This is a genomic window from Desulfoscipio gibsoniae DSM 7213 (assembly GCF_000233715.2).
In the GTDB taxonomy this organism is placed as follows: Bacteria; Bacillota; Desulfotomaculia; order Desulfotomaculales; family Desulfallaceae; genus Sporotomaculum; species Sporotomaculum gibsoniae.
This window is the reverse complement of the sequence record NC_021184.1, coordinates 648,472-675,312: the sequence shown is the minus strand read 5'-3', so window position 1 is coordinate 675,312 and position 26,841 is coordinate 648,472. Positions and strand designations below refer to the sequence as shown.

The following is a 26,841-nucleotide window of genomic DNA, read 5'->3' as shown; positions in this document are numbered from 1 at the left end:
TATCCCCTCCCGCAGGGGAAGGGGATAAAGCCCATTTATTTAACCGGTCAATATCAACCCGCAGTTAATACTACAGCGAAAATTACTTATTGAGCCATTACCCCTGATCGTCTTCATTTTCAACTTTCAACCTTTCAACCTTTCAACACCTGGCACCACGGTAAATCCGAGTGGACTTGTTTTTGATTCCATACTGTATCTTTACCTCCTCTCTCACCTGCCGGGTGGTTCTATCGCGGCAGGCCAAGAGTTCCTGCTTACCGGCAGCTCAAAACCAGCTGCCGGTATTCTTTTAATTAACCAGTTAACATCAACCCGCGAATAAGCTCCGGCCACCGCAGATAAAGATAGTTTGCCCGGTAATGTAACCTGCCCCCTCACCGGCAAAGAACAGCACTCCATTGGCGATGTCATCAACATTGCCGATGTCTTTACCGGGTTGTTTATTCCTGAGCCGTTCTTGGATCTCGGGCGTAAGAATTTGCCATAGTGGTGTGTCGATTAAACCGGGTGCGATACAGTTTACGGTAACACCTTTCCTGCCCAGCTCCAGGGCCAGTGTCCTGGTGAGGCTGACTATACCGCCTTTGGACGCGGAATAGTTGGCTTGCCCCGGGCCGCCCAGCCAGGCCCTTGAGGAGATATTGATGATTCTACCGTAACCTTGATTTCTCATATATTCAGAGGCTACTTTAGCACAGAAGAACGCGCCTTTCAGGTTGACGTTTAATACGATGTCCCAGTCTTCTTCGGTTAACTTTCTGATTGATTTGTCCCTGGCTACCCCGGCGTTGTTGACCAGAATGTCAATTTGACCATATTGTTCAACTGTTTTATTGAACATTGACTCGACTTCAGCCAGTTTGGTTATATCTGCAACTATACCCATGGCTGTGCCACCGGCTTCGAGGATTTCTCCCACAACACGGTCAACCTTGGTGTTGTCAACGTCGTTAACTACTACTTTGGCCCCGCACTTGGCCAGTTTCTTGGCTATTCCTTCCCCTATGCCGCCTCCCGAACCTGTGATAAGAGCTACTCTATCTTTAACTTGCATATCCTTTTAACCTCCTTCCAATTAAAGCATTAAACGGATAGTGAACTGTAGATACTCTTGCCGCCGCAAATAAATATGGTTTGCCCGGTAACGTAATTGGATTCGTCAGAAGCGAAAAACAGAACGCCATAAGCAATTTCCTCCGGCTCTCCGATTCTGCCCACGGGCTGGAGTGCCAGCAGATTTTTTTGTACTTCTTCCTTTAACATATCGAATAAAGGAGTTCTGATAATCCCAGGCGCTATACAGTTAACCGTGATTTTATGTTTAGCCATTTCCAGTGCCAGTGTTCTGCTAAGACTTACCACGCCACCCTTGGATGCTGAATAGTTGGCCTGCCCCGGCCAGCCCAGCCAGGCCCGGGACGAAATATTGATAATCCGCCCGTATTTCCTTTCCCTCATGTGGGCTATGGCTGCCTGGCAGGTATTAAACATCCCTTTAAGGTTTACATTAAGTACACTGTCCCAATCTTCCTCAGTCATTTCAAGAAAGCCCTTGTCTTTGGCGATCCCCGCATTGTTGACCAGGATGTCAATACTGCCGAAACGCTCCACGGTTCTATTAATCATCATTTGGACCTGTTGTCTTTGTGAGATGTCCGCAACAAAGCCCAGTGCTTCTCCGCCCGCGTTTTTTATATCTTCTGCAACTCTCATCACATTTTCTTCATTAATATCGTTGATAACCACCCTGGCCCCGTTTTGCGCAAGGGTTTTGGCTACCACTTCCCCGATTCCGCCCCCGGAACCGGTAACCAGAGCAACTCTATCTTGCACACTCATTGCGTTATCCTCCTCCCGGTAAATTCAATTAATGTTTCATGCTGGTTGATTAACGTGTAAGTATATGCATTGTGCAGGCTGCATTATCCAAACCGTATACCCCGCCGCCCGTCACATGGGTTATGGCGGCTTTACAGTCCGGCACCTGACGGGCTCCGGCATCGCCCCGTAATTGCCAGGTTGCCTCTACAATCTGAGCGGCTCCGGTACAACCGGTTGGGTGACCGCATGATAACAGGCCTCCCCGGGGGCTGAATACTACCTTGCCACCGTAATCGGGACCGCCGCTTCTGATAAAGTGGCCCGCTTCACCATGTTTACAAAAGCCCATGGCTTCATAATATAAGAATTCTCCAATGGCAAAGGCGTCGTGACACTCGACCATGTTGATATCATCGGGACCCACGCCTGCCATATCATAGGCTTTTTTGGTACATCTAATGGTAATTTCCATCTCTGTCATGTCTCTGAAGTCGTTTCTGAATATGCCGGAAGTCAGTGAGCTCGCTGCTATACGGACCAGCTTGCTGCCCAGCTGCAGCGCTTTTTCTTTGGTGGCGACGATTACTGCCGCGCCACCGTCGGCGTTTGGACAGCACATCAGCATGGTGAGGGGATCGGCAATCGTCCTGGCGCTTAACACTTCCTCAACGGTAATTGGCTGCTGGTAAGAAGAATACGGGTTCATCGCTGCATGCCTGCGGTTTTTAACCGAAACCAGGGCTAAATCAGTTGGTGTGGCATCAAACTCGTGCAGGTAACGCTGGGCCCGCATGGCATATATACCTGCCATTGTCGCCCCCTGGATCCCTTCGGGGTCTCTGGGGTCCGGTGCCAGTCCGGTGCCGGCTGCTCTTGAACTGGAAAGGTGTTGCACGCCTATGCCCATGGCTACATCACTTTTGCCCGTCGCCACATCTTTATACGCCAGGTGGACAGCTATAGCCCCACTGGAACAAGCGCTTTCCACGTTGGCCATGGGAACGCCGCCCAGCCCGAGGGTTCCGCAAACACGCTGGCCGAAACATACGCTGCCGGACAGACCTCCCATTTCACCGATAAATATGGATTGAATTTCTTTAGGTGAAATACCGGCATCTTTGACTGCTGTATGGATTGCTTGTCTTCCTAATTCATCAGCGGTTACGGGTGCCTTTTTATATATCTTGGTCATACCTACACCGATAATATAAACATCTCTATAATTCATTTATTTTGTTGCACCTCCCATATGAAAATTGTCAAAAAGTGTATGCTTTAATATTTTAAAAGGACATGTATTTTTATAAATTTAATAGAGTATCCCGAGTAAAATTTTATCCTACAGGAATAAACTTGTAACTTATAGTATCTTTCCCGCTGGCGTCCTCCCGAATTACACCAGCCCTTACCTCCATTTCCATACCTATTTTTATATGTTCCTTTATTTTCTCAACATCAGCATCCATTTCAATTTGCGCGCCAACCCTTACGCCTTCTTCCGGAAAGTCAACAAACCCAAAAGCCAGGGGTGGTTTAATACCTTTTTGCGGAGTGTACATGATCGTATAGGTATAAAGTTTACCTTTGCGCAGCTCCCTTTTGTCGAATTCGTTTGACCAACAATTGGGACAATACGGTAGTATAGGAAACCACGTTTTACCACATTCTTTGCAGCGGAATGCTATTAAATATGGTTTCTCTCCTCCTTCTGATACTACAAAAAAATCAGGATGATAGATTACCTGCTCTTCCATAAAAATTCCCCCTTTTTTGATTTAACTATGTCTGGCACCAAGTTGGGTAAATGTTTCATATATTTTGAATATTGCAATTACTATGCCAGTTTTTCAAAAAAGTAAATTCACTCTAAGCACTACTACTACAGCAAAAATTACTTATTAAGCCATTACCCCTGATCGTCTTCATTTTCAACTTTTAACCTTTCAACACCTGGCACCAAAAAACATTTCAATATTGAAAGCTTTGGCATTCAGTATTGAAATGTTATATATTTCATAATTAAGATCCGCCAACTCCAATCACACCACCGACTGTTATATTAAGTCCTGGTTGCAATCCCGCACTTGCCAGCATTTTTACCAGATCAATAACGTCGTTATTGGACATTGAATTAACACCGCGGTACTTATAGCTATCTAATCTCCCCAATAATTGGTACTTATTTTCTCCATAGCTATGAAAGGGGAGTATATCCACATCAATTCTTGTTTTAAACGTACTGAGATACTTTACATAAGCCTCGTAGTCCTTTTTCGTGTTGTTAAATCCGGGTACAATTGGCAGTCTAATTCTTACCGCTGAGCTAGAGTCAACTAGTTTTTTAATATTGGTAAATACAACTTCACTGTCACATTTAATAACATCCCGATATTTTCCGGGATCCATGGTCTTAATGTCAACCAGAAAGAGGTCAACGAATTCCCTCAATTCATCAAAATAATGCCATTGGCAAAACGCAGAGGTTTCAACAGCCACATGTATATATTCCTGCTTGAGCTTCTTTGCAAGTTCAATTGTAAATTCCGGGAAAAAAAGAGGCTCTCCGCCACTGATAGTCACCCCGCCACCAGATTTTATGAAAAACAAAATATCCGCAGTAGCCTCCCTAACAACTTCATCTAATGTTAAATTGTTCCCAACGCGCTCCCTGGCTCCTTCAAGACAAACATCCACACACCTACCACACCCGCTGCATTTATTTCTATCAAACCGAATAAAAGCATCTTCATTATGATACTCAACGTGTGTAGCACCGGTTGGACATATTTCTACACACCTGGCACAACCAATACACTTATCAATAAAATAGTTAATTTCAACCTTGGGGCTTTGAGTTTCAGGGTTATGGCACCACGGGCACCTCAGTGGACATCCTTTTACAAATACCGTCGTTCTGATACCGGGACCATCCTGGAGAGAAAAATGCTGTATATTGGTAAATAAAGGCATTTTATTGATTAATGAAAGGTCATTATGCTTTTCTAGGACTGACATAACTTTTCACCTTCTTTCTATTACTAATGCACGTATAATTACATAATTTTACTGTGGGCTAATAAATCACCAAATTTGCGCGGGAACTCTTCCAGATTGTCAATAAACTGCACCTGGTTGCCATACTCCTTCTTTAATGCCACCTTATTGTTTTTTTCACAGCCAAAACCCAAGGTCATTAAACTTATTTTATTTTTTTTGCAGTGATTGATAGCATACTTTACATCACTACCCCAATTAGAGGCGCCGTCTGTAATGTGAATAATGAACGGGTATTTATTCTTTCTTTTCAGCATCATTGCCGTGGCAATAATCGCCTCGCCTGAAGCCGTCTTGCCCTGGGGAAGAACCGTATATAATTCGCCTCTCTTTTTGGATAGTTCAGTTAAATTACACGTTCCCTTAGCCTCGCTATAGGCAAATACCCTGGTGTTTTTGTTATAATTGCTTAAAGCTTTATAAAGCATGGAAAAAATAATCTGTATAGCTTTCCATTTAGGACCACCCATAGATCCCGAAGCATCAACGACAAGAATAATATTATTGGTCATTTCGTATTCTACTTTTTTATGCATAAATATGTTTCCTGTAAGTGGTGCTCTATATAAACGCCTGGCATCAATCTTCCCACTTTTCATGCCACGGCTGATGGAATTTCTTTTTTCTGTATGCGACCTTACTATAGCCTGCAATCTGTACAGAAGATGTCTGTCATAATTATCTTTAAGCGGTAGGACGATATCATTGATCTCTATCGGCACTACGTCATCATCCTGGCATAAAACTCTAATGTCTTCTGTTAAATCCATGTTTTTTCTGTTTAATTGAGCTTCGATTTCCTTCGCCATGAAGGCTGTAATTGGTTTAAGTGGTTTTTCTCCGTCACTGACCGCTTCACTGGCATCCGATGTTTTTGGCAGGTAGGTTGAATCTTGAATACTGGCAATCCAGAATTGGGTATGATTTAAAAGTTCCTTCCACTTACTGATATAAAGATTCGCCCTGAACTCACAGCGGTCGACAATACTATGGATCTTCAGGCATTCTTCAATTAAAGCTACAGTTATTGAATTAAGCATGCGCATTGGTTTTTGGTATAATTGTTCAAGATTATAGCCAAAGTAACCTTGTATATCATTTGTAAAACCTTCCTTGTATTTGTAACCCCTTATATCAGCATCAATGAGCCACCAGAGATAAAGCAATTCATCAAATGTAGGTGGCTGATAAAACGCTTTTCTTGCTTCTTCGAATCTATAATTCCGGTTTTTCTCTGCGTATAAGCCCAAAATGGACCGGTTAGCTACCAGGTCCACATAAATCCGCTCAGCCATATCCACATATAGCATATATTTTCTAATATTAACTGCAGACGCTTTTCCTATTTTTCGTAAAGATAAGGTTTTTATCCGTTCATACCACTCCATGCGTTTATACGCTTCATGGACTGCCATGCCAACGACTATATCGGTTTTATTCCCGGGGATGGGGTACTTTCCCAAGACAAGAGAAGGATCCAAAATAATATCATTTTCTTCCGAAGATGTTTTCATTCCCGACCAGATAATGTTACCCACATTGCGTCCCATAAAACCAGATATTTTCAGAATAGCACCTAAAAGGTTAGCCAGTTCCAGAAATTCCACAGGGGATTTATTCCGTCTCCAGAACTCGGAATACCCCTCTTCACCCGGTATTAAGAAGGTCTTAATCACATTACCCGATTGTTTATTTTTGCCGGCAGGCATTGTCCGCACTCCTTTCACATACTTACGCATCATTTTTTATCTCGTGTTTCATACAACCCGCCGTTAATCTCTGGTAAAAAGTACGTATGCACTGGTGTTTTCAGCTTCAGTATATTTTTTTTCAAGATGTAGGGTTAAAAGAATAGATTCCAAGTACTCCTTATTTGTTTGCATACTGAATATAATAGCTTCTCTAGTCGTAGCCCCGACTGCAACCAGTTCCGCAATCATTAAACTGGTTCTGGTTGAAACATCCATAGGTAGTTCTGAATGTCCTCTCAGTTTGTTTACTATCTCTATAATTTCACGGGATTGCTCCCTGCTGATACCTGTTTTTTGTGCCAAGACCTCAACTTCAACATCTTCAGGTATATAGTCCATTAAAACAGTGTAGAAGCGATCCCTTAAGGCGGGGTCCAGCATTTCAGTACCGATGAATTCCTCACCTTCGTTCATTGTGGCAAAGAAGGTTACTCCATCAGCAACTTTCAGCATCCCCAATTCATCCATCCAAACCTGCCTATCTTCAGCGAGCAGTGAAAACAGCATATTTAAGGCCTTGGGATGTTCGGGCCGGTTGATTTCTTCAAGGTGTATTACGCAAGAGGGAGTCTGTATAGCTTCGGGAAATAAATAAGGGCGATAGCTTGTTTCACCCTCTTTGAGTACATATTCACCAAACAGCTGACCTGGTTCGGCTAAAATGCCAATTTGGAAACTGGCCAAGGGGCGGTTATAAACAGCGGCGAATTGACGAACCAGAGAAGATTTGCCGCAACCCTGCTTTCCCGTAACCAGTACATTAACAGGGTGTTTATCGGAAATTATTTTTATTTTGTTTAACATATCCCGGGTTTCCCTACTAACATAGAAAAACGGATCTTGCTCTGGAATCAAAATGTTATTATTTATGGTCATTACGTATGCACTCCTTTGGACCAATTAATAATTTAAGACAACGTGCATTCTGTTAAAACAGGTACACGTTGTCATTCTTTTTTTTATACGTGGTCTCTGAAATAAACTTCGCCTTCTTCAAATTTATCACAGGTCATATTATAATAATCTTTGATTAGCCTTTTCCAGATGCTGCCCATTTTGGTACGGGATCCAATGCATTGACCTTTAGAGGGGTCCGTCGGATCCTCAATTCCCCATTTACATTTTAAGCAAGGTTTTGATGTCCCCGGCTCAAGCCTGATGTCGGCTGATCTATGTGTAAGTTTTAATGTTTCAGCCATATATAACACTTCCTCCTTTTAAGCATAGTCATAAGATTCTTGCACAAAAGCATGAAGTCCCTACAAGCTGTTTCTTAACCCAGTTCGCCAACATTCAAAAACTCAAGGTCTTCAGGCCCAAAATCCTGTTCAGTCCTTGCGATAATCGTCTCCTGACCATACTTGGAAATATCCACAAAACGCGCACTGAATCCAGCCACACGTACAATTAAATCCTGATGTTTTTCCGGTTCTTTTTGGGCGGCTCTCATTTCAGCCGTGCTGACTACATTGAACTGGACATGGTCAATATTCAAATCATACCAAGTACTCATGTAAGCCTTCCAGATTTTAAAGCCATGTTTGCTCCTCATGATCGGAACCGACAGGCGCTGGTTCAACAAGTTAGCTTTTTGCGAACTGGAATCAACTCTGGAAACGGACCTCAATACTGCAGTCGGGCCTTTTTTATCGGTTCCCATGTACGGGGAGATACCGCCGTCGTCGGCAGCCTCACCGCCATATCTACCATCAGGTGTCGGGCCGGTCCGGGCACCGACTTCCATATAGAGTCCCACCGCCTGTCCTACCGGCATCACAGGACCGGCCGAATAATTTGTTATTTTCCTCATTTCTCCGGCAAGAATGTCTTCATAGTAACGCTTAATTACCGCATCGGCATATTCATTGTCATTTCCCCACTTGGGCGCATTCAAAAAATCACGCCTCATTTCTTCGTAGCCTTCCCAATTGCAATGTAGTGCCGTCAGCAACTCATCCATTGCATATTTTTTTTCGTCGTAAATGAACTTTTTAATGGCAACCAGTGAATTCCCCGCCACAACAGATGTTATGGGATTCTTCCAACCATTTGGTTGCTCAGACAATTCCATGGCATCCATACCTAATTCCATACAGCCATCGTCAAGCATGGAAACAAAGGGCATTTGAAGTTGCCTGATCTCAAAATACCGCGACACGTCTTTCGATCTGACACCAAGGTCACAAGCATACCTGTACTGTATCCTGAATGCTTCCCATAGATCCTCAAAGGTTTTAAAATTTCTGGGATCACCCGTGTGCGGTCCAAGCTGCGCATTTGCGTAACTCCAGTCAAACCCGTCATTTAGTGTGACTTCAAAAATTTTGGCCGGGAAGATGGCGCCCCCACCCTCCGTCCTGGTCTTTTGGCTCTTTCTTCTGCCGCAAAGACCGGGGGACATGCAGAGGACGTTGACCCAGTCATGAGCTTCCTCCGGGGTGGCACCGTTATTATTCATGCTGAACTGACCATAATAAAGCATTTGCGCTGTATTAACGCCGTCATGCTTAATCGAGGGATAGCCCAATCCATCCCTTATGCATTCAAAAACACGGCGTTTTGTCTTTTCACGACCTTTAGGGTGCCACCTGAATACGATAGAAGGCTCCGTAGTTCTGATATTTCTCGCCGCCTCAAGAATGGCATCGGTACAGTCGTTGCAACCATCACTGCCGTCCCGGTTCAGACCGCCAATTGTAAGAATAAACAAGTCATTGGATCCCGGAAAGATTTCCCGATATCCTCTTGATTTACCGGCACCATGTTCAGAAATTTTTAACCGCTCGCACTCAAAGAGTTCAACCGCGTCCTCATGAGTCATTGGCTGGAACGTTTTTTCAATTACACTGGCTTTGTAATACGGCCAGCACAATTTGTCTTCCTTTTGGGCGTACCCACTAGCATACCGATCAATGGCATGACAAATAAGATAAGTAAACCATTTGGACTGCATTGCATCCCTGAGGCCTGTAGAAGGCTCAGCCGGCACTCTCTGGCAAATATCGGCGATCATTAATAATTCATCTTTTCTCTTGGGATTAGTTTCAAAATGTTCCGCGACGATCTTGCACAGCCGGGCATGGCGCCTGGCCCAGGCAATAACAGCCTTGCCGGCAATGATCATTGCTTTCCATTCATCAATTTTTGATATCCACTGCAATCTTTCCGGGGCATTCCAATACGGCTCGGCCATTTTTTCCATTGCTTCCTTGATGTGCTGTTCGGCCAACTCAATCCTTTTCAGCACGCCATCCTCCAACACTGTTTCATACGGGGGTATAATACTGTTATATCCTGTGGCAAATTCAGGCGCTTCTATTGTGCTTACCTGGTACATCTGAAACAATTCTTCCTCTGTAAAATAAGCTTCACACTGAGACTGCAAGGAATATTTTTTCCAGTACTCATTTATTTCCATAGCCTCTTCCACGGGCAACGGGGCATACTTCGGGCTTTGAATGTAGTCCTGCACAGCCATGTAAGCCAGCTCTGGATACAGTGGAACATAGCTGGGGTGTTCCGCATGATATCCAATGATAAGTTCGTCTTCCTGCAAGATTACGGTACACTTGTTTAGAATATTTGCCAGGCCTAAAGCCCTTCTGATTACCTGCGGCTTCCCCTCGGATTGTTTATGTGCCTCGGTAATTAAACGCATCCGCTCTATTCCCGCTCTTACGCCTTCATCCACAAATTCTCCAGCTGTTGCATGCTTCCAACGGCACCTGGATTTAAGTCTTTTTGTTCTTTCAGTAATCGGGCGCGCCAGATTCTGGTGAAGTTCTTCTTCCGGTATATTTTCCTCTGCCGGGTTTTCATAAGGAAAATCGATAATTTTGCCATTAAACTCAATTGGATGATGCCTATTTGCCATAAACAAATAACCCTCCTTATATAAATTAAAAGGTTAATTAGCAAGTTTTTTAGTGAAATATTTGCAATTATCTGCTGGCATATCACTCATTACCGGTTTAGACAACCAAAACTTGCCTTTTGGGTCCTTTTCTTCACGTATACAATCACCTTTACCCTGTTCAAAATCATCCTCGCTTTCTGGAATTGGAAAGAACGACTTACATTCTGCACAATTAGCCACAATACCACCTCCTTTCGTGTTTATTTTTTTGTTTTTTTAATTAAATTATTTAGCATTATTTGACAGCTTATTATGTTATCATTAAGCATATTTACAAATACCCCAAATTATCTTAATTTTCAATCTTTTATACACATAGATTGTCCCTTTATACTATGGTTGTAGTGCAAACCCCAATAGCAGGATTAACGACCTGGGATATAGAAGCAATATTTAGCAAAAGATAGAACAAGTCACAATTTAAACATTAGAATATCACTGTTAGAAATAACAAATACATTGGATATATAAAATCTATCAGCCAGCATATCAACTTATTAAACTATACTTTACTGAATATTGCAAATATTATACCACCTTTTGAATAGTATGAAAAATTTTAAAGAAAACGCCTAGGAACATGCAATTATTATACAAAAGTTGGGTTTATTGCTTTTTGGTAAATATTTTAATAATGAAAGACTTGCATTCATTACTAAACCACTTCTTTCATAATTGAAACTATAAATGTTTTATTTTATGTTTTCTATCAGCCTGAATATTTCGGTGCTATAGAGCCACCGTCGATAAAATATATTGAAACTACTGCCATAAGTTTTGAGATATCTGAGGAGGCTACCTGAATGATTCCAAGAATTGGTCATATTATTTTCCATTCTCATTTAATCGATATTTGTTCAGAAGCTTATCAAGATTTTAAGAACGATATAGGGAGCATGGAGATTGCTCAACCTGACCCACTGGATGAAAAAGAAATATTGGCCGCCGCAAAAAAGCTCGAAAAAAAGTGTGATATTCTTATTAGTCGCGTTGATACAGTAGAACTTTTATCTGAACACCTTAATATACCTGTTATAGCTCGCTCCGTTACCTTTTCCAACGTTTTAGATGCTTTAAAAACCGCTCGTAATAAAGGTCGAAGAATTGCCCTAGTTACTCACCATACACAGGAATATGAACTAAGCGATTGGCCGCGTGTTCTTGGTATTGAGGTTGCTAAATTTTATTATCATTCCAGACAAGATGCGCTCGATACCATTCATGAAGTCAAAAGGTTTAATCCCGATGTTGTTGTAGGTGGCGTATTGATTGCCAGCCATGCTTCGGACTTATCGCTTTCCTACGAAATAATACAAATGAAAAAGGATACAATTATTCGGTCCATTTGGAAGGCACTTGATGTGTTCAGAGCTATTCAAAAGGAAAAAGAGTACATTAGAGAATTCCAATTATTACTGGATTTATTGCACGAAGGGTTTATTTTCCTTGATAAAGACCACAATATTACCTATATTAACAACTGTGCTTGTCAGATTTTTAAAGCTGATAAGGCTAATCTGTTGAACAAAGATTTATTTAATGTATTACATGACATTATTTCTCCTGATGGTGTTGCTTCTTTACAAACGGCAGTTGATGATCAAATAAATACCCCCCATCTTGGGCTATTGCTTCCACGCAAAGAAGGAAGCATCGTAGCCAATATAGTTCGTTCTTCCTTAAAAGATCCCCAAAACAAAACTATTATCACCTTTACAGAAACTTCACAGTTACAATCAATCGAATATAAAATACGTAAGCAATTGTCTAACAAGGGTTTGGTTGCCAAGTTTTCCCTTAATGATATTATTGGTAGCAGCAAAACCATAAGACTGGCTAAAGAAAAAGCGTCCGCCTTTGCTAATACCGATTCAACAGTTCTTCTTTATGGCGAAACAGGTACGGGAAAAGAAATATTTGCCCATAGTATCCATAAACTAAGCTCACGAGCTAAGGGTCCATTTGTTTCTGTTAACTGTTCTGCCTTACCTAAAGAGCTAGCTGAAAGTGAACTTTTTGGTTATGAAGAAGGCGCTTTTACAGGCGCCAAAAAGGCTGGCAAACAAGGGATTTTTGAACTAGCGCATGAAGGGACACTTTTTCTTGACGAAATAGGTACCATGCCCCTTGAATTGCAAGCAAAATTATTACGGGTTATTCAGGAGAAGGAAATCTCAAGATTGGGAGGAACAAGAATAATACCTATTAATGTCCGAATTATCGCCGCGACCAACAACAACCTTGAGACGGCTATACAAGAAGGGGTATTTCGTCAGGATTTATATTTTCGCTTAAATGTCCTTCTTTTGCGTATCCCTCCACTGCGGGAACGCCCGGAAGATATACCCTTATTATTTAATTACTTTGTAAAAAAGTTTGCGATAAAATCACATACTAATATCAATACTCTTAAAGATTTATCATTATTAGCTAATTATCCCTGGCCCGGAAATGTTCGCGAATTGGAAAACTTTGCTGAAAGATATGTTGCCCTTACAACTTATCATCAACCCTCCCCTTTCCCATTGGAAGAACTCTTTGAGGAAATAAGATGCGGACTTACACTCAGCCATGCAAAATCAGAGCCCCTTGACACTGTTCATATCAATAAACAAACTTTATCTGAGGCTAGGTTTGCTTCGGAACGTGATCTTTTGCTTAAGGTAGGAGAAAAAGTTAATTGGAACAGGAAAAAAATGGCCCAAATGTTAAACATAAGCCAAGCCACGTTATGGAGGAAAATGAAAAAAGCTTTACCGGAAAAATTTTAATCATTCGGTTTGATAAATACGCCCCTAATATCTAATTGATAGTTTTTTGTTTTATATAGCAAAGCTATCTTCAATTACGGATCTTGATAAACCTGTTATTACATTTGCCTCTGTCATCGATTGATAACCAATTGATTAACCTTATACTCCAGGGTTATTTTAGCACCGTTTATATTTTAGTAATTTTAATTATTACGGTTTTCACAATAAAGCATTACCTGGTATCCCATTCCTTTATAAAAAAGTCCGGTTAAAGTTAAAGCAGGTGCATTGGTACACCTGCTTTAACTTTAACTTGCTTAAACCGAACCTGCTTAATTATTATCCTGCATAATTGATTTTCCTGCTTAACCGCCCCTCACTTGCTACTGCCTACTTACCAGGGCTATTTTTTTATTCGCATCTTCCAAGGATTTATAGCCATACTGCTTGACCGTATACTCCAGGGTTATTTTGGCGCCGTTAATATCTTTGTTCTTTTGATCAACCCGGTTTTCATAATACAATTTAAGAGTTTTGCTTGAATAAGTAGCCAGTTCACTGCGCAAATATGTTTCAAAGGATGTGAAAAATTTGTTATCCTCCCGGCTATAGAGTGGCCTTCCTTGTTTGGTGACATAAGGGTATGCTTTGATAACCTCTTCCTGCCAGGCCAGTTCAATTTCCATGATTTTATCCATCAACTGGGTGACCTCCGGGTCCAAACCCGGCAGCAAGTGTTCTATCCGGGCATAATCGTCCGGTGAGGTTGATTTCATCATCCGGGCATATTTTTCTGATATTAGATCCCTTCCATTGGCCTTGGCTTGTAGAAGGTCGATTAAATAGCTTTCCAGGGCGTTATTCGACCAGCTAATAAACTGGCCTGTGCGCATGGTTTTAAAAGTTTGTGCATCTTCCTGGCAGCTGGCTTTTCCTCCGATATTCTGTACATTTGTAAAAGCATTCCACTCAAGATTAATAATTTTCTTGATTAATTCTTCCATTTTATCTCTCCCATTTACCCCTATTATTGTGATAATAGCTTACTGCTATTGTGAAAAATATTTTGCCATCACCCGAATTACTTTCTCCATTTCTCCTGGGATCGTTCTCAACTTTCAAACTTCAACAACCGGCACTAGCGGGCCCAACTTTTAACTTTTAACTTCAACAACCGGCACTAGCGGGCCCAACTTTTAACTTTTAACTTTAACACCCGGCACCAGCAAAGACAACTTTCAACCTTTCAACACCCGGCACCAGTTTACCGGCACCAACGTACAGTCTATTAAATGACTTTACCGTAAGCCAGTAGGCTGCCGAATTTTCTGGGCATTTCATTCAGGTTGTCAATAAACTGTACCTGGTTGCCGTATTCCTTCTTCAATGCCTCTTTGCTTTCCGGCTTGCATCCAAAACCCAACGTCATCAAGCTTATTTTTTTCTTGCGGCAATAATCGATGGCATATTTCACATCACTTCCCCAGTTGGAGGCACCGTCTGTGATGTGGATAATATATGGGTATTTGTTTTTGTTTCTTTTGAGCATCATTGCCGTGGCGATAATCGCCTCGCCTGAAGCCGTCTTACCCTGGGGGCGAACGGTATACAGTTCGCCTTTTTGGGGGGAGAGATCGGTTAATTCGCATTTTCCTTTGGAATCGTTATAGGCAAATACCCTGGTATTTTTATTGTAGCTAATTAAAACTTTATACAGCGTGGCATAAACCATTTGGATAGTTTCCCACTTTAGTTCACCCATTGAGCCCGAAGCGTCAACGACAAGGATAATGTCATTGGTCATTTCGTAATTGGTCTTATGATGCATAAATATATTTCCCTTCACGGGTGCCCTGTATAAACGCCTTGTATCAATCTTGCCGCTTTTCATACCGCGGCTGGTGATTTTTCTTTTTTCAGTATGCGATCTTAAAACAGCCTGCAATCTATATAGGAGCTGGTTATCAAGATTGCACTTAAGCGGCAGAACGATATCGTTAACTGCTATGGGTACTACCCCATCATCATCACAGATTACCTTGACGGCATCTGTATAATCCATTTCTTTCTTTTTTAAATGAGCTCTTATTTCTTGCCCCATGGGGGCTAGCATTGGTTTTTCCGACTTTTCAGCGACACCGGCCGCTTCAATGATATCCGATTTTTTGATCACAAAGAGCAGGTCCCACTCGCTGGCCACCCAGGTCCGGGTGTAATTATACAGCTCTTCCCAAATGCTGAAGTAAAGATCGGTTCTGTAGGCGCAGCGGTCAACAACACTGTGTATTTTAGGGCATTCTTCAATTAAAAAAGGGATAATTGAATTCAGCAGACACAGCGGTTTTGCATAGTACTGTGCCAGGTTATCGCTGTAACGCCCATACATTTCATCGGTAAAATTTTCTTTATATTTACAGCCGCTGTTATTGGCAGCCATCAGCCACCAGAAATACAGCAATTCATCAAATGAAGGAGGTAGATCAAAGGACATGGCTGCGTCTTTGAATCTATAATCACGGTGTTTTTCCGCATATAAGCCCAAAACCGACCGGTTGGCCACCAAATCCACGTATATTCGCTCAGCCATTTCCACAAATAGTTTAAATTTATTTAAAAGAAGCGGCGCTACTTTTCCCATTTTCTCCAAAGCCAGGGTTCTTACCCATTCACACCACTCCACCCGCTGGTAGGCCTCATGGACTGCCATGCCAACGACTATGTCGGTTTTATTCCCGGGGACGGGGTACTTTCCCAATACCAACGAGGAATCCAGAACAATATCATTTGATGCAATAGTATTATTCATTCCCGACCAGATCAGATTACCCACATTTCGGCCTATAAAGCTGGCTATTTTAATGATGGCATCTAAAAGGTGGGCCAGTTCCAAAGATTCCACAGGGGATTTATTCCGTCTCCAGAACTCGGAATACCCCTCTTCACCTGGTATTAAAAAAGTCTTGATCACATTTTCCGGTTGATCGTTTTGGCCGGCCAGCATTGTTTGCACTCCTTTCACATACCCACGCGCCACATTTACCTGCATTTCCAATAACCGGCCGTCAATCGCTGGTAAAAAGTACGTATGCACCGGTGTTTTCAGCTTCGGTGTATCTTTTCTCAAGGTGTAGGGTTAGCAGAATGGATTCCAGGTACTCCTTGTTTGTTTGCATGCTGAAGATGATGGCTTCCCTTATCGTGGCCCCGGCAGCCACCAGTTCTGCAATCATCAAGCTGGTTCTGGTTGAAACATCCATGGGCATTTCTGAATGTCCCCTCAGTTTATTCACTATCTCTATAATTTCACGGGATTGTTCCCTGCTGATACCTGTTTTTTTGGTCAAAACCTCAACTTCCACTTCTTCCGGTATATAATCCATTAAAACGGTATAGAAGCGGTCCCTTAGGGCGGGGTCCAGCATTTCGGTACCAATGAATTCTTCACCTTCGTTCATGGTGGCAAAGAAGGTAACCCCCCGGGCAACTTTCAGCATCCCCAATTCGTCCATCCAAACCTGCCTGTCTTCAGCAAGCAATGAAAACAGCATATTCAATGCTTTGGGGTGTTCGGGCCTATTGATTTCTTCAAGGTGAATTACACAATAGGGAGTCTGAATGGCTTCGGCAAATAAATAAGGGCGATAGCTTGTTTCACCCTCTTTAAGTACATATTCACCGAACAGCTGACCCGGTTCGGCTAAAATACCGATTTGAAAACTAGCCAGGGGGCGGTTATAAACCGCGGCGAACTGGCGAACCAGAGAAGACTTGCCGCAACCTTGCTTTCCCGTAACCAACACATTAACAGGGTGTTTATCGGAGATTATTTTTATTTTATTCAACATATCCCGGGTTTCCCTGCTAACATAGAAAAACGGATCTTGCTCGGGAATTAAAATGTTATCATTGATGTTCATTAAGTATGCACTCCTTTTGGCCAATTAATTAGCAATAACTCTACACCCTGTTTTTTGCTGAGTGCGTCACTGAATGGTTACTCCTCCGATGGTAGTCCGAATAACATTTTGCAATATCTCAGAAAATTGCACTACCTCTTCCTTTTCCATATTGGGCCGGCCTTTATAATTGTAGTCTTTATCTAATTGTTTATATTTTGCCTCTCCAAAGTTATGAAAGGGGAGCAAATCAACTGCCTGCACAGGACCGTCCAGGGTCCTTAGGAATTCAGCCATCATTTCAAAATTATGCTTTTCATTATTAAAGCCGGGAATCACCGGAACGCGGACAATCACTTTTTTACCCAGCTTAACCAGCTTCCGTAGATTATCATGAATAATATTATTGGGAACGCCCACAAAGGCCTGGTGCTTTAGCGAATTCATGTGTTTTATGTCATATAAAAACATATCCGCATAGGTCGCTATCTGGCTTAAATGTTCCCAACTTCCAAATCCGCTGGTTTCCACGGCCACATGGATTACTTTCTTTTTCAGTTCCTGTGCCAGTTCCAAAGTGAATTCCGGAAATAACAGCGGCTCTCCCCCGCTTATGGTTACCCCTCCACCTGATTTCCTGTAAAAAGGCATATCACTGATAGCTTCTCTGATTATTTCTTCGATGGTCAAAACCTCGCCAACTTGTTCCAATGCACCGGCGGGACATGCTAAAGCACATTGCATACACTGTGTACATTTATCCCGGTCCCTTATGGGCGGGCTTCCATCGGCCCCGGGCAATGTAATTGCCTTTTCCGGGCAAACCGCAGCGCATCTTTCACACCGCTCACATTTATCCTCATGAAAGTACAATCCCATTTTCGGCGATATGTTCTCAGGGTTATGGCACCATGGACAGTGCAAAGGACATCCTTTCATAAAAATCACCGTTCTAATGCCGGGACCGTCATCCAGGGAATACCGTTGTATATTAGTTATTAAAGGTATTTTTATTTGAGGATCCATAACTTTTCACCCCACCCCATTTATTGTTAATTAAAAAAAAGGGGGATAACCCCCATTTATTTAAAAAGTTAATTGAGCATCAATTTCAAAGGATTATATTTAAAGCAAACAATTACATTTTAACTAATGCCTGTAAACAAACAGCATGGGACCAGCTTAAACCATTTCTCTAAAGGTCATTTTCCCTGCTTCAAATTTATCGCAAGCTTCATCATCCATGTTTACCACGTGTTTGGCTATGGCCATCTGATTTGCCTGGGTTTCGGCAAGTTTAATCCTTTTGTTGGTGCATATACCTTTCATGGGGTCCACTGTATGGACCATAACCCATTTGCAGTCTGCACATTTTGGCATAATTTTTCCTCCTATGTTAAGTTATTTTGCCATGCTTTTATTACTAACTCTCGTTATCAGCTTTTTGTTTTTGCTGTTCCTCCCACAATTCTTCCATGAGAGGGTTGCATGCATTATTGGTCCCGCACTTGGGACAAGTTCTCAAGTGCTGCCCCGAACAACAACCAAGGGACATACTTGCACGCTTAAACTTTACCATATCATCTTCGTACCCACATTTAGTGCACTTCAATGTAGACTCCTCCTATTATCGAACTATATGGAAGAGCGACTGAGACCGGGGTTTAGCTTGGCAGCACCACGCCAAACCCCGGATTTAAACCTTTATTGGGCAACGCCAAATGATTGCTCGGTTCGAGCGATAATGGTATCTTGAGCGTACCTGGATAGATCAACGAAACGGGCGCTAAATCCGGCAACCCTGACAATCAGGTCGGGATATTTTTCGGGTTCTTCTTGAGCAGCCCGTAGTTCCTTGGTACTGGCAACGTTAAACTGGACATGGTCTATTTCCAGGTCGTACCAGGTATCCATGTAATCCATCCAGAGGTCGAATCCTCTTTCACTTCTCATTTGCTCTGCAGACAGACGCTGGTTCAGCAGCATACCCTTGAATTTTCTGGCATTAACTTTGGAGACAGACTTAAGCACAGCGGTGGGGCCTTTCTTATCCGCACCCATGTAGGGTGAGATACCGCCGTCGTCCGCTGCCTCACCGTGCAGCCGGCCATTGGGAGTGGGCCCTACTTTCGACCCGACAGTGACATAATGGCCCACGGATTGGCCCAGAGGCATCGGGGCAACGCCGGAATACATGATAACTTTGGAGAATTCTTCAGCCAGCATGTCATAGAACTTGACGGTAATCTCATCCGCGTAGGGATCGTCATTGCCCCACTTGGTTACATTCCAGAAATCACGCCGCATTTCTTCGTATCCCTGCCAGTTTGCTTTTAAGGCCGTGATCAGTTCCTGCATGGTATATTTCTTTTCGTCAAATATTAACTTCTTCATGGCTACCAGGGAGTCGGAGGCAACTGTATTCAATATGATATTGTGCCAGGGGTTGGGCAGCTCGACGTATCCCGATGCGTCCTGGCCAGCTTCCACACAGCCGTCGTCAATGCTGGATATAAACGGTATTTGCAGGTAGTGCTGCTCTATCATTCTGGATATATCTTTGCCCTTGATCGCCAGGCTGATGGCATATTGAATTTGTTTGCGGAACGCCTCAAAAAGCTGATCAAAAGTTTCGAATTCCTCGGCATTGCCTGTTTCCGGACCTTGCTGGATGTTGGCAAACGTAGCATCATAACCGTTATACAGTGCGATTTCAAAACACTTGGCGACAAATACGCAGCCGCCGCCCTCTGTCCTGCATTTCTGGGTCGCCCTTCTACCGGCCACACCGGGCGACATACACAGCACCAGGAGCCAATCCCGGGCTTGCTCAGGGGTGGCGCCCCACTTGATCAACTGGGAGTAGTTAATATCTTCATGCTTAATTGAGGGATAGCCAAGTCCGGCCGCGATGCAATCAAACACACGCTTTTTGGTCTCCAATCTTCCCTTGGGGTGCCACCGGAAGGCGATTGAAGGTTCGGTGGTCCTAACGCTCAGTGCCGCGTCAAGTATGATATCCGTCATATCATTGCAGGCATCGCTTCCATCCGGCTTAATGCCGCCTATGGTAAGGATGAACAGGTCATTCGATCCCGGAAAAGCTTCCCGGTGTCCCCTGTCTTTACAACTGCCGTGTTCAGAGATTTTAAGTCTTTCACATTCTACAAGCTCCTGGGCTTCATCCCGGGTCATAGGCTGGAATGACTTATCTATGACACTAATCTTGTAATAGGGATAAAGCAGCTTATCTTCCTGCTGCGCATAACCGCTGGCGTAACGCTCCAGACCGTGGGCAATTAGGAATACAAACCACTTGCACTGCACGGCGTCCCTTAAGCCTTTTGCGGGTTCCGCGGGTATCCTGTGGCAGATATCCGAGATTTCCATAAGTTCTTTTTTCCTGACCGGGTCGGTTTCAAAGTTTTCCGCAATTATCCTGGCCAGCCTGGCATGCCTTCTGGCCCAGGCAATCACAGCCTCATCGGCAATAATCATGGCCCGCCAGTTATTGATTTTGTCCATTAATGGCAGGTTTTCCGTGGCGTTCCAGGGGGTTTTCTTTAATTGCGCCATCGCCTCATCTATTTTGCCCTGGATTATTTCAATTCTTTTAAGCAGGCCGTCTTCCTGGACGGTTTCGTATGGCGGCACAATACTGTTGAACCCTGTTACAAAAGCAGGGGCTTCAACCGTACTGAATTGATAAGCCCGCTCCAGCTCATCCGGCGTATAATAGGCTTCACCTTTACGCTGCATAGTGTAGGGTTCCCAGTATTTTGCAATTTCCATGGCTTCTTCTTTTAGTTCTTCCGGGCAGTATTTGCTCCTAACCAAGTCAAGGGTAACAAAATAACTTAATTCAGGATACAGGGGGATAGCCTCCGGGTGCTCCACGTGATCCCCAACGATCAGCTCATCTTCCTGGATGATTACAGTGATATTGTTTAGGATGTTGGCGAACCCTTTTGCTCTTCTGATAACCCTTGGCTCGCCTGTGGTTTGTTTGTGAGACTCGGTGATTAATCTGGCCCGTTCAAGTCCGGTCCTGATGCTTTCATCTACAAATTCACCTGCAGAGGTATGCTTCCAGCGGCACCTGGCCTTAAGCCTTTTGGTTCTTTCCGTAATCGGCATTTAATAATTAACCCCCTTATTTTTATTGGTTCTTATTCGCCAGCAATGGAATTCTAATTGGTTTAACCGCTAATTGATTTGCCCCTTAGTTGATTTGCCTGTTAATAGATTTGCCGTTAATTGGTCAGCTTTTTCATAAAGTATTTGCAGTTATCCGCTGCCACGTTGCCCATGACGGGCTTTGACAACCAGTACTTACCCTTTTGGTCCTTTTCCTCACGCACGCAATCACCTTTCCCCGGTTTAAAATCATCCGCGTTTTCAGGGATTGCAAAAAATGATTTGCACTCTGCACAAGTAGCCACAATACCACCCTTTCCTTTTTTTATAAATTCCGTTTCAACGGAAATACTTGCTGAAACTCGTTTGCTTACTTTGACTCTACTTTTTAGAATAGTCCACTATTTAGAATATTCTGACTTTATAATGCATTCTGTCAGTGATTCTACGGGCTTTTATCATATGCGACGGCTTAAAACGCCTTGGTTGGTGCCAGGTGTTGAAAGTTTAAAATCTTTAGATTTTCAACTTTCAACACCTGGCACCACCTCACCGTCGCAGTGAAACTTAAGTTAGATTGAATCTATATTTAAGCTCATACTATTTATTTATTGATTAATTACCTGCCCTTGTATTCTGGAGGTCTCTTCTCAGCAAATGCTACGCGGCCTTCAATCCTATCCTCGGTGTCCCGGAGTATTCCCCAGAGCAGGTTTTCATAGGCCATACCTTGCCTGAGGGGCAGGTCGGCGCCGATAACAACTGCCTGCTTGGCTGCTTTTACCGATAACGGGGCATTGCCGGCGATTTTCTTGGCCATTTGTTTGGCGTAGTCTAAAAGCTGATCGGGCTCCACAACATCACTGATCAGGCCGATCCGGTATGCCTCCTCAGCATTAATACGCTCAGCCGTTAAAAGCATCTTCATAGCAATGGCCGGTGGTATGGCACGGAGCAGGCGCTGTGTGCCACCAAGGCCGGGCAGGCTGCCCACTTTAACTTCCGATAAGCCAAAAGAGGCTTTTGAGGATGCTATGCGGATATCGCAGGCAAGGGCCATTTCCAGGCCGCCACCGATGGCGTAGCCGTTGATGGCACAGATGATTGGTTTCCACATTTCCATTGGCGCAATTAAGCTTTCGGTTTCAAAATAAGTGGAAGCAAAATTCTCCTTGGGGGGCATGGTTTTCTTCATGTCCGAGCCTGTGCAGAATGATTTTTCCCCGGCCCCGGTTAAAACAGTCACTCTAATTTCCGGATCGGTTTTTATCTCGTACCAAATTTGCTTTAACTCTTCCCAGGATTCAGGATCCAAAGCGTTTAAAGCTTCCGGCCGGTTTAAGGTGACAACGGCCACATGACCATCTTTTTCAAAAAGTACGCCCACTCTTCATTCCCCTTCCTCATATTTATCTTATATTTTTAATACTTTTAAAATTTAAATTTAAATTAGCAGCACAGCGAAAATTACCTATTAAACAACTGCCCGCAGGTATTTTCCTTTTCCCCGGCGATTATATTTCAACTTTCAACTTTCAACTTTCAACACCCGGTACCAATTCTCTGCAGTGTTAGCGCTCCAGTGCAAATGTATCATAAACTTTGTTATTCCTGGTTAATTCCCTGGCCACCAGCCAGCGGTGTATCTCGGACGGGCCTTCTACAATGCGGAAAATACGTACCAGTCTGTAGATGTATTCAATGGGCATTTCCTTACTTAGGCCCAGTCCGCCATGCACTTGAATTGCCCGGTCCGCTATGCGGGTAAGCATCTCGGTACAAAATACCTTGACCATGGCTGCTTCCAAACGCAAATCTTTAATCCCCTGGTCCGCTTTCCAGGCGGCATGATAAACCATCAGCCGCGCGGCATGCAGGTCCATCATTGAATTGGTGATCCACCACTGCACAGCCTGGCGATCCGCCAGGGGCTTGCCGAAAGTGGTTCGAATATTGGCTTGTTCAATCATTAATTTAATCAGTCTGTCCGCCAGTCCGCAGCAGCGGGCCCCCAGCTCCATACGGCGCACGCCAAAGCGGTTCTGCAGTGGGATAAAAGCCTGCCCAACCTCACCCAGTACTTGACTTTCATCCAGTTCCACATTATCGTAAACAAGCTCATAGGATACCATTTCTCCGATAACCGGAATATTGCGGACAACAGTCAGGCCGGGTGTGTTCTTATCCACCAGGAAGGCGGTAAAACCGCCCCTTTTGCCCTTTTCCCTATCCGATACCGCAATGGTGATGAAGAAATCGGCCTTATGGGCAAAACTGATGAACATTTTGCTGCCGTTTAATACCCACTTATCTCCCCGGCGGTCGGCGCGCAATTGGATACCGCCGGCGTCGGTGCCCGCGTTGGGCTCGGTCATAGCCAGGGCGGATATTTTTTCTCCCCGAGCATAGGGCAAGAGGTATTTTTCATATTGCTGCTCATTGCAGCAGGACAGTAAATAATTCAGGTTCGGTGCATCGGGAGGAAGCGTCAAAGGAACAATGGAACGGTTCATCTCCTCCACCACAATGACCTTGGCCAGGTAGCCCAGTTCCTGCCCCCCGAATTTCTCCGGGACGTCGATACCCCATAGGCCTAATTCATTTGTTTTTTCCAGCAGCCTCTTTTCATCTTCGGGGGGAATGACGGGCGTGTCCGACAGACCTCTTTCCGCTTCCCGGTTGATAATGGTTTGTTCCAGTGGAAACATTTCTTTTTCGGTAAACTTGCGCACCATCTGTTTTAGCATTACATACTCTTCAGGTAAGGAAAAATCCATAGGTGCTCCCCCTTATGTTAAAAGTAACCCGGTAAATATGGTTTTTTATTATTATTACAGCGAAAATTACTTATTGAGCCATTACCCCTGATCGTCTTCATTTTCAACTTTCAACCTTTCAACACCTGGCACCATCGCTGTAGTGTTATGCAAACACTTGATCAGCTTCTAATTGCTTATACTCCCGGTCGTCCATATTTAAAAATTCCTTCATTACTTCCTCAGTATGCTGGCCCAGTAAAGGCGCGGCTGTTTTGTACTGGGCAGGCGTTTTGGACATGTGGACTGGACAACCGTTATACGCGCTTACCCCTATTTCCGGGTGGTCCAGGTAAACCCAGTGGCCCCTTGCTTGCATCTGCGGGTCTTCCAACATATCCTTGGCATTTAGCACCATGCCGGCCCGCACTCCGCTGCCGGCCAATTTTTGCATCAGTTCATGGCCGTCTTGCCCACTGGTCCATTTTTCAATCATGCTGTCCAGCTGATCCTGGTTGGCCATCCGCCCTTCTTTGGTGGCGAATTTGGGGTCATTGGCCCACGCCGGATTACCCATTACATTTTTCAGGGACTCCCATTCGCTGTCATTGTATACGGCTATGCCGATCCACCTTTTATCGCCCGATGTCCGGTAAACCCCGTGGGGTGCCGCATTGAGATGCCTGTTGCCGATGCGGCTTTGTTCACGGCCGTTGACGGCATAATCCATGACCGCAACCGGTTTCATGCAAATCGCTGCTTCCGACTGCGGGATTTCAATAAATTGCCCTTTACCGGTTTTATTGCGGTGTCTGAACGCCGCCATAAGGGCAAAAATTGTATGGGTCGGCACTGCAACGTGGTCGGAGTAGTTTGTTCCCGTACCGAAAGGAGGCTGGTCGGGAAAACCGCTCAGGTGGTTGAAACCGACCAGGGCGTTAAGCGTGGCCCCGAATCCCATGTAAGAGCTGTGCGGACCGGATGATCCTTGCATTGACATGGTGACAAATATGATATCTGGCTTAATCTTTTTAACGTCTTCGTAGCCCAACTTCCATTTTTCCATAACCCCTGGTCTGAAGTTATTAATTACCAGATCGCTCTTTTCAATTATCCGGGCTGCGACATCACGGGCTTTAGGGTGTTTCATATTTAAAGAGATACTTTGTTTATTGGGGTTGCGGTTGCTGAAATAGCCGCTTCGATCTACCCCGGGTATGCCGTCTTTAAATGGTCCCGTCATCCGCAGTATTTCAGGCTTGCTTTTTGTTTCAATCTTAATCACCTTGGCACCATATTCGCTCAAGAACCGGGTGGCTATGGGACCGGCTCCTACCCAGGTAAAGTCGGCTACAATAATTCCATCAAGCGGCATCTTCTTTGACAACCACTACACCCCCTTTCACCAGCACTGCTATTTGATCAGGTGTATACCCCAATTCCTGCAGAATCTCACTGGTGTGCTGCCCGAAAACCGGAGCCGGTTTACTCAGCTCCCACTTCATCTCAGTCATATCATAAGCAGGACCGGGATAATGGATCTCGCCCCCCAGTGCTTCATGGTACATTGTTTTGAAAAATTTCCGGTATTGCAGTTGGGGATTGTTGTAAACATCCTTGGGGCTGCTCACGGGGAAAACACAGCATTTGCGGCGCTGGCTTTCCTCATATAAAAACAGCTTATCTTTATTCATTAGGAAAGGTTCAACGATTTTCTTGAATGTTTCTACCGATTCCTCTTTGCGGCGATACAGCGGGTCCAACCATTCATCGCCCCTTAGAACTTCAGCGCCTTCAATTTTATCTTCGATCAGCCAATCAACGAAGGGATCCCACAGGTAGCGGTTTTTACCCATGGCCGCCATTACAAAGATATACCCGTCCCGGCAGGGATATGTACCATATCCGGCTTCCGCACCGATTAAGCTCCTGCGGATTATACCTTCCAGGTCATAGTATTGCACCGCGTTTTCCAGGGCGGTGGATACGCTCTCCTGCATGGAAACATCCAGAAACTGTCCTTCTCCGGTTGCTTCAGCATGATACAGGGCGATGATACTTCCCATTGCCGCATACAGTGAACCCATCATATATGCTTGATCGCCGTATGCCCGGGAGGGTTTTTCATCATCTTTGCCGGCCAGGTATAAAAAGCCACCCATAGCCATGCATACCAGATCCGACTGCGGAAAATCTTTATACGGGCCATCCTGCCCAAAGGGGGTTATGGCTACATGAACAAGCTTTGGGTTTACAGCGCTTAATTGACTGTAGCCCAGTCCCAGTTGGTCAAGGTAACCGGGGCGTTCGTTCTCGATAAGGATGTCGGCTGTTTTTACCAGTTTAAGAAATATTTCCTTACCTTCCTCGGTGGTTATATCCAGGACCATACCTCTTTTGTTGGTGTTAAAGTACTGATATTCAAGACTTCCTTCGGTACTGGGCACATCTTTGTAAAAAGGTTGATACCTTCTAGCCGGGTCACCTTGAGGCGGTTCGATATGAATTACATCGGCGCCAAGATCGGCAAACATCTTTCCGGCACAACTGCCAACCTCACCGGCCAATTCCAACACCCGCACATCCGCGAGTGGACTTGTTTTTGATTCCATTCTGTGTCTTTACCTCCTCTCTCACCTGCCGCATTTGGTTATATCGCGGCAAGCCAAGAGTTCCTGCTTACCGGCAGCCCAGTGTGAGCTGCCAATACTCCAGTATCCCCTTCCGAGGGGAAGGGGATAAAACCCCTTCAAA

Annotated in this window: 22 protein-coding genes; 1 reads left to right on the top strand and 21 read right to left on the bottom strand. The window is 44.1% G+C overall.

Annotated elements, in window-relative coordinates; genetic code table 11:
• Positions 1 to 310: 310 nt before the first annotated feature.
• The 10 genes from DESGI_RS03160 to DESGI_RS03115 all read right to left on the bottom strand — a co-directional run bounded on the left by DESGI_RS03160 (position 311) and on the right by DESGI_RS03115 (position 10,725).
• Positions 311 to 1,057, bottom strand: coding sequence for an SDR family NAD(P)-dependent oxidoreductase (locus DESGI_RS03160; RefSeq protein WP_006520870.1), 747 nt, complete (start codon positions 1,055 to 1,057; stop codon positions 311 to 313).
• A gap of 29 nt (positions 1,058 to 1,086) precedes the next feature.
• On the bottom strand, positions 1,087 to 1,842 hold the full coding sequence (locus DESGI_RS03155; RefSeq protein WP_015617910.1) for an SDR family oxidoreductase: 756 nt from the start codon (positions 1,840 to 1,842) through the stop codon (positions 1,087 to 1,089).
• 49 nt (positions 1,843 to 1,891) lie between these two features.
• The gene (locus tag DESGI_RS03150) at positions 1,892 to 3,052 is read right to left on the bottom strand and encodes a thiolase family protein (protein WP_006524657.1); all 1,161 of its coding nucleotides are present in this window, start codon (positions 3,050 to 3,052) and stop codon (positions 1,892 to 1,894) included.
• A gap of 106 nt (positions 3,053 to 3,158) precedes the next feature.
• Complete coding sequence (locus DESGI_RS03145) at positions 3,159 to 3,578, bottom strand: Zn-ribbon domain-containing OB-fold protein (protein WP_006524658.1); 420 nt, start codon at positions 3,576 to 3,578, stop codon at positions 3,159 to 3,161.
• A gap of 265 nt (positions 3,579 to 3,843) precedes the next feature.
• Positions 3,844 to 4,839 carry a glycyl-radical enzyme activating protein gene (locus tag DESGI_RS03140; protein ID WP_006524659.1) on the bottom strand — a complete coding sequence of 332 codons (996 nt, stop codon included), beginning with the start codon at positions 4,837 to 4,839 and terminating at the stop codon, positions 3,844 to 3,846.
• A gap of 38 nt (positions 4,840 to 4,877) precedes the next feature.
• Complete coding sequence (locus DESGI_RS03135; protein ID WP_006524660.1) at positions 4,878 to 6,587, bottom strand: vWA domain-containing protein; 1,710 nt, start codon at positions 6,585 to 6,587, stop codon at positions 4,878 to 4,880.
• Positions 6,588 to 6,650: 63 nt separating this feature from the next.
• Entirely contained in the window at positions 6,651 to 7,505 is an 855-nt protein-coding gene (locus DESGI_RS03130; protein ID WP_006524661.1) for an AAA family ATPase, read from the bottom strand.
• A gap of 83 nt (positions 7,506 to 7,588) precedes the next feature.
• On the bottom strand, positions 7,589 to 7,828 hold the full coding sequence (locus DESGI_RS03125) for a benzylsuccinate synthase subunit beta (RefSeq protein ID WP_006524662.1): 240 nt from the start codon (positions 7,826 to 7,828) through the stop codon (positions 7,589 to 7,591).
• A 74-nt stretch (positions 7,829 to 7,902) separates the two neighbouring features.
• Positions 7,903 to 10,503, bottom strand: a complete 2,601-nt coding sequence (locus DESGI_RS03120; RefSeq protein ID WP_006524663.1) for a glycyl radical protein — start codon at positions 10,501 to 10,503, stop codon at positions 7,903 to 7,905.
• Between the two features lie 33 nt (positions 10,504 to 10,536).
• Entirely contained in the window at positions 10,537 to 10,725 is a 189-nt protein-coding gene (locus DESGI_RS03115) for a benzylsuccinate synthase gamma subunit family protein (protein ID WP_006524664.1), read from the bottom strand.
• 623 nt (positions 10,726 to 11,348) lie between these two features.
• On the opposite strand from DESGI_RS03115, the gene DESGI_RS22865 reads away from it, so the two are divergent.
• Positions 11,349 to 13,316 carry a sigma 54-interacting transcriptional regulator gene (locus DESGI_RS22865; RefSeq protein ID WP_006524665.1) on the top strand — a complete coding sequence of 656 codons (1,968 nt, stop codon included), beginning with the start codon at positions 11,349 to 11,351 and terminating at the stop codon, positions 13,314 to 13,316.
• Positions 13,317 to 13,681: 365 nt separating this feature from the next.
• Here the strand turns inward: DESGI_RS22865 and DESGI_RS03105 are convergent, their stop codons facing one another.
• The 11 genes from DESGI_RS03105 to DESGI_RS03050 all read right to left on the bottom strand — a co-directional run bounded on the left by DESGI_RS03105 (position 13,682) and on the right by DESGI_RS03050 (position 26,699).
• A complete protein-coding gene (locus DESGI_RS03105; protein WP_006524666.1) occupies positions 13,682 to 14,302 on the bottom strand; it encodes a DUF4125 family protein in 621 nt (206 codons plus the stop codon).
• 284 nt (positions 14,303 to 14,586) lie between these two features.
• Complete coding sequence (locus DESGI_RS03100; RefSeq protein ID WP_006524667.1) at positions 14,587 to 16,299, bottom strand: vWA domain-containing protein; 1,713 nt, start codon at positions 16,297 to 16,299, stop codon at positions 14,587 to 14,589.
• Positions 16,300 to 16,360: 61 nt separating this feature from the next.
• Entirely contained in the window at positions 16,361 to 17,215 is an 855-nt protein-coding gene (locus DESGI_RS03095; protein ID WP_006524668.1) for an AAA family ATPase, read from the bottom strand.
• Between the two features lie 66 nt (positions 17,216 to 17,281).
• The gene (locus tag DESGI_RS03090; RefSeq protein WP_006524669.1) at positions 17,282 to 18,220 is read right to left on the bottom strand and encodes a glycyl-radical enzyme activating protein; all 939 of its coding nucleotides are present in this window, start codon (positions 18,218 to 18,220) and stop codon (positions 17,282 to 17,284) included.
• A gap of 156 nt (positions 18,221 to 18,376) precedes the next feature.
• Positions 18,377 to 18,574 carry a benzylsuccinate synthase beta subunit family protein gene (locus DESGI_RS03085; protein ID WP_006524670.1) on the bottom strand — a complete coding sequence of 66 codons (198 nt, stop codon included), beginning with the start codon at positions 18,572 to 18,574 and terminating at the stop codon, positions 18,377 to 18,379.
• A 324-nt stretch (positions 18,575 to 18,898) separates the two neighbouring features.
• Positions 18,899 to 21,331 (bottom strand): benzylsuccinate synthase subunit alpha, encoded by a 2,433-nt coding sequence (locus DESGI_RS03075; protein WP_006524672.1) that lies wholly within the window; start codon positions 21,329 to 21,331, stop codon positions 18,899 to 18,901.
• 116 nt (positions 21,332 to 21,447) lie between these two features.
• On the bottom strand, positions 21,448 to 21,636 hold the full coding sequence (locus tag DESGI_RS03070) for a benzylsuccinate synthase gamma subunit family protein (protein ID WP_006524673.1): 189 nt from the start codon (positions 21,634 to 21,636) through the stop codon (positions 21,448 to 21,450).
• 314 nt (positions 21,637 to 21,950) lie between these two features.
• Positions 21,951 to 22,718 carry an enoyl-CoA hydratase/isomerase family protein gene (locus DESGI_RS03065; RefSeq protein WP_006524674.1) on the bottom strand — a complete coding sequence of 256 codons (768 nt, stop codon included), beginning with the start codon at positions 22,716 to 22,718 and terminating at the stop codon, positions 21,951 to 21,953.
• 184 nt (positions 22,719 to 22,902) lie between these two features.
• A complete protein-coding gene (locus DESGI_RS03060; protein ID WP_015617909.1) occupies positions 22,903 to 24,108 on the bottom strand; it encodes an acyl-CoA dehydrogenase family protein in 1,206 nt (401 codons plus the stop codon).
• A gap of 145 nt (positions 24,109 to 24,253) precedes the next feature.
• Complete coding sequence (locus DESGI_RS03055) at positions 24,254 to 25,474, bottom strand: CaiB/BaiF CoA transferase family protein (protein ID WP_006520872.1); 1,221 nt, start codon at positions 25,472 to 25,474, stop codon at positions 24,254 to 24,256.
• The gene (locus DESGI_RS03050) at positions 25,452 to 26,699 is read right to left on the bottom strand and encodes a CaiB/BaiF CoA transferase family protein (protein WP_015617908.1); all 1,248 of its coding nucleotides are present in this window, start codon (positions 26,697 to 26,699) and stop codon (positions 25,452 to 25,454) included. The genes DESGI_RS03055 and DESGI_RS03050 overlap by 23 nt, the downstream gene beginning before the upstream one ends.
• Between the last annotated feature and the right edge of the window lie 142 nt (positions 26,700 to 26,841).

What these genes read in the sequence shown, in the direction of transcription:
- DESGI_RS03160 (WP_006520870.1), bottom strand. Translation starts at nt 1,057, where the DNA reads ATGCAAGTTAAAGATAGAGTAGCTCTTATCACAGGTTCGGGAGGCGGC.
- DESGI_RS03155 (WP_015617910.1), bottom strand. Translation starts at nt 1,842, where the DNA reads ATGAGTGTGCAAGATAGAGTTGCTCTGGTTACCGGTTCCGGGGGCGGA.
- DESGI_RS03150 (WP_006524657.1), bottom strand. Translation starts at nt 3,052, where the DNA reads ATGAATTATAGAGATGTTTATATTATCGGTGTAGGTATGACCAAGATA.
- DESGI_RS03145 (WP_006524658.1), bottom strand. Translation starts at nt 3,578, where the DNA reads ATGGAAGAGCAGGTAATCTATCATCCTGATTTTTTTGTAGTATCAGAA.
- DESGI_RS03140 (WP_006524659.1), bottom strand. Translation starts at nt 4,839, where the DNA reads ATGTCAGTCCTAGAAAAGCATAATGACCTTTCATTAATCAATAAAATG.
- DESGI_RS03135 (WP_006524660.1), bottom strand. Translation starts at nt 6,587, where the DNA reads ATGCCTGCCGGCAAAAATAAACAATCGGGTAATGTGATTAAGACCTTC.
- DESGI_RS03130 (WP_006524661.1), bottom strand. Translation starts at nt 7,505, where the DNA reads ATGACCATAAATAATAACATTTTGATTCCAGAGCAAGATCCGTTTTTC.
- DESGI_RS03125 (WP_006524662.1), bottom strand. Translation starts at nt 7,828, where the DNA reads ATGGCTGAAACATTAAAACTTACACATAGATCAGCCGACATCAGGCTT.
- DESGI_RS03120 (WP_006524663.1), bottom strand. Translation starts at nt 10,503, where the DNA reads ATGGCAAATAGGCATCATCCAATTGAGTTTAATGGCAAAATTATCGAT.
- DESGI_RS22865 (WP_006524665.1), top strand. Translation starts at nt 11,349, where the DNA reads ATGATTCCAAGAATTGGTCATATTATTTTCCATTCTCATTTAATCGAT.
- DESGI_RS03105 (WP_006524666.1), bottom strand. Translation starts at nt 14,302, where the DNA reads ATGGAAGAATTAATCAAGAAAATTATTAATCTTGAGTGGAATGCTTTT.
- DESGI_RS03100 (WP_006524667.1), bottom strand. Translation starts at nt 16,299, where the DNA reads ATGCTGGCCGGCCAAAACGATCAACCGGAAAATGTGATCAAGACTTTT.
- DESGI_RS03095 (WP_006524668.1), bottom strand. Translation starts at nt 17,215, where the DNA reads ATGAACATCAATGATAACATTTTAATTCCCGAGCAAGATCCGTTTTTC.
- DESGI_RS03090 (WP_006524669.1), bottom strand. Translation starts at nt 18,220, where the DNA reads ATGGATCCTCAAATAAAAATACCTTTAATAACTAATATACAACGGTAT.
- DESGI_RS03085 (WP_006524670.1), bottom strand. Translation starts at nt 18,574, where the DNA reads ATGCCAAAATGTGCAGACTGCAAATGGGTTATGGTCCATACAGTGGAC.
- DESGI_RS03075 (WP_006524672.1), bottom strand. Translation starts at nt 21,331, where the DNA reads ATGCCGATTACGGAAAGAACCAAAAGGCTTAAGGCCAGGTGCCGCTGG.
- DESGI_RS03060 (WP_015617909.1), bottom strand. Translation starts at nt 24,108, where the DNA reads ATGGATTTTTCCTTACCTGAAGAGTATGTAATGCTAAAACAGATGGTG.
- DESGI_RS03050 (WP_015617908.1), bottom strand. Translation starts at nt 26,699, where the DNA reads ATGGAATCAAAAACAAGTCCACTCGCGGATGTGCGGGTGTTGGAATTG.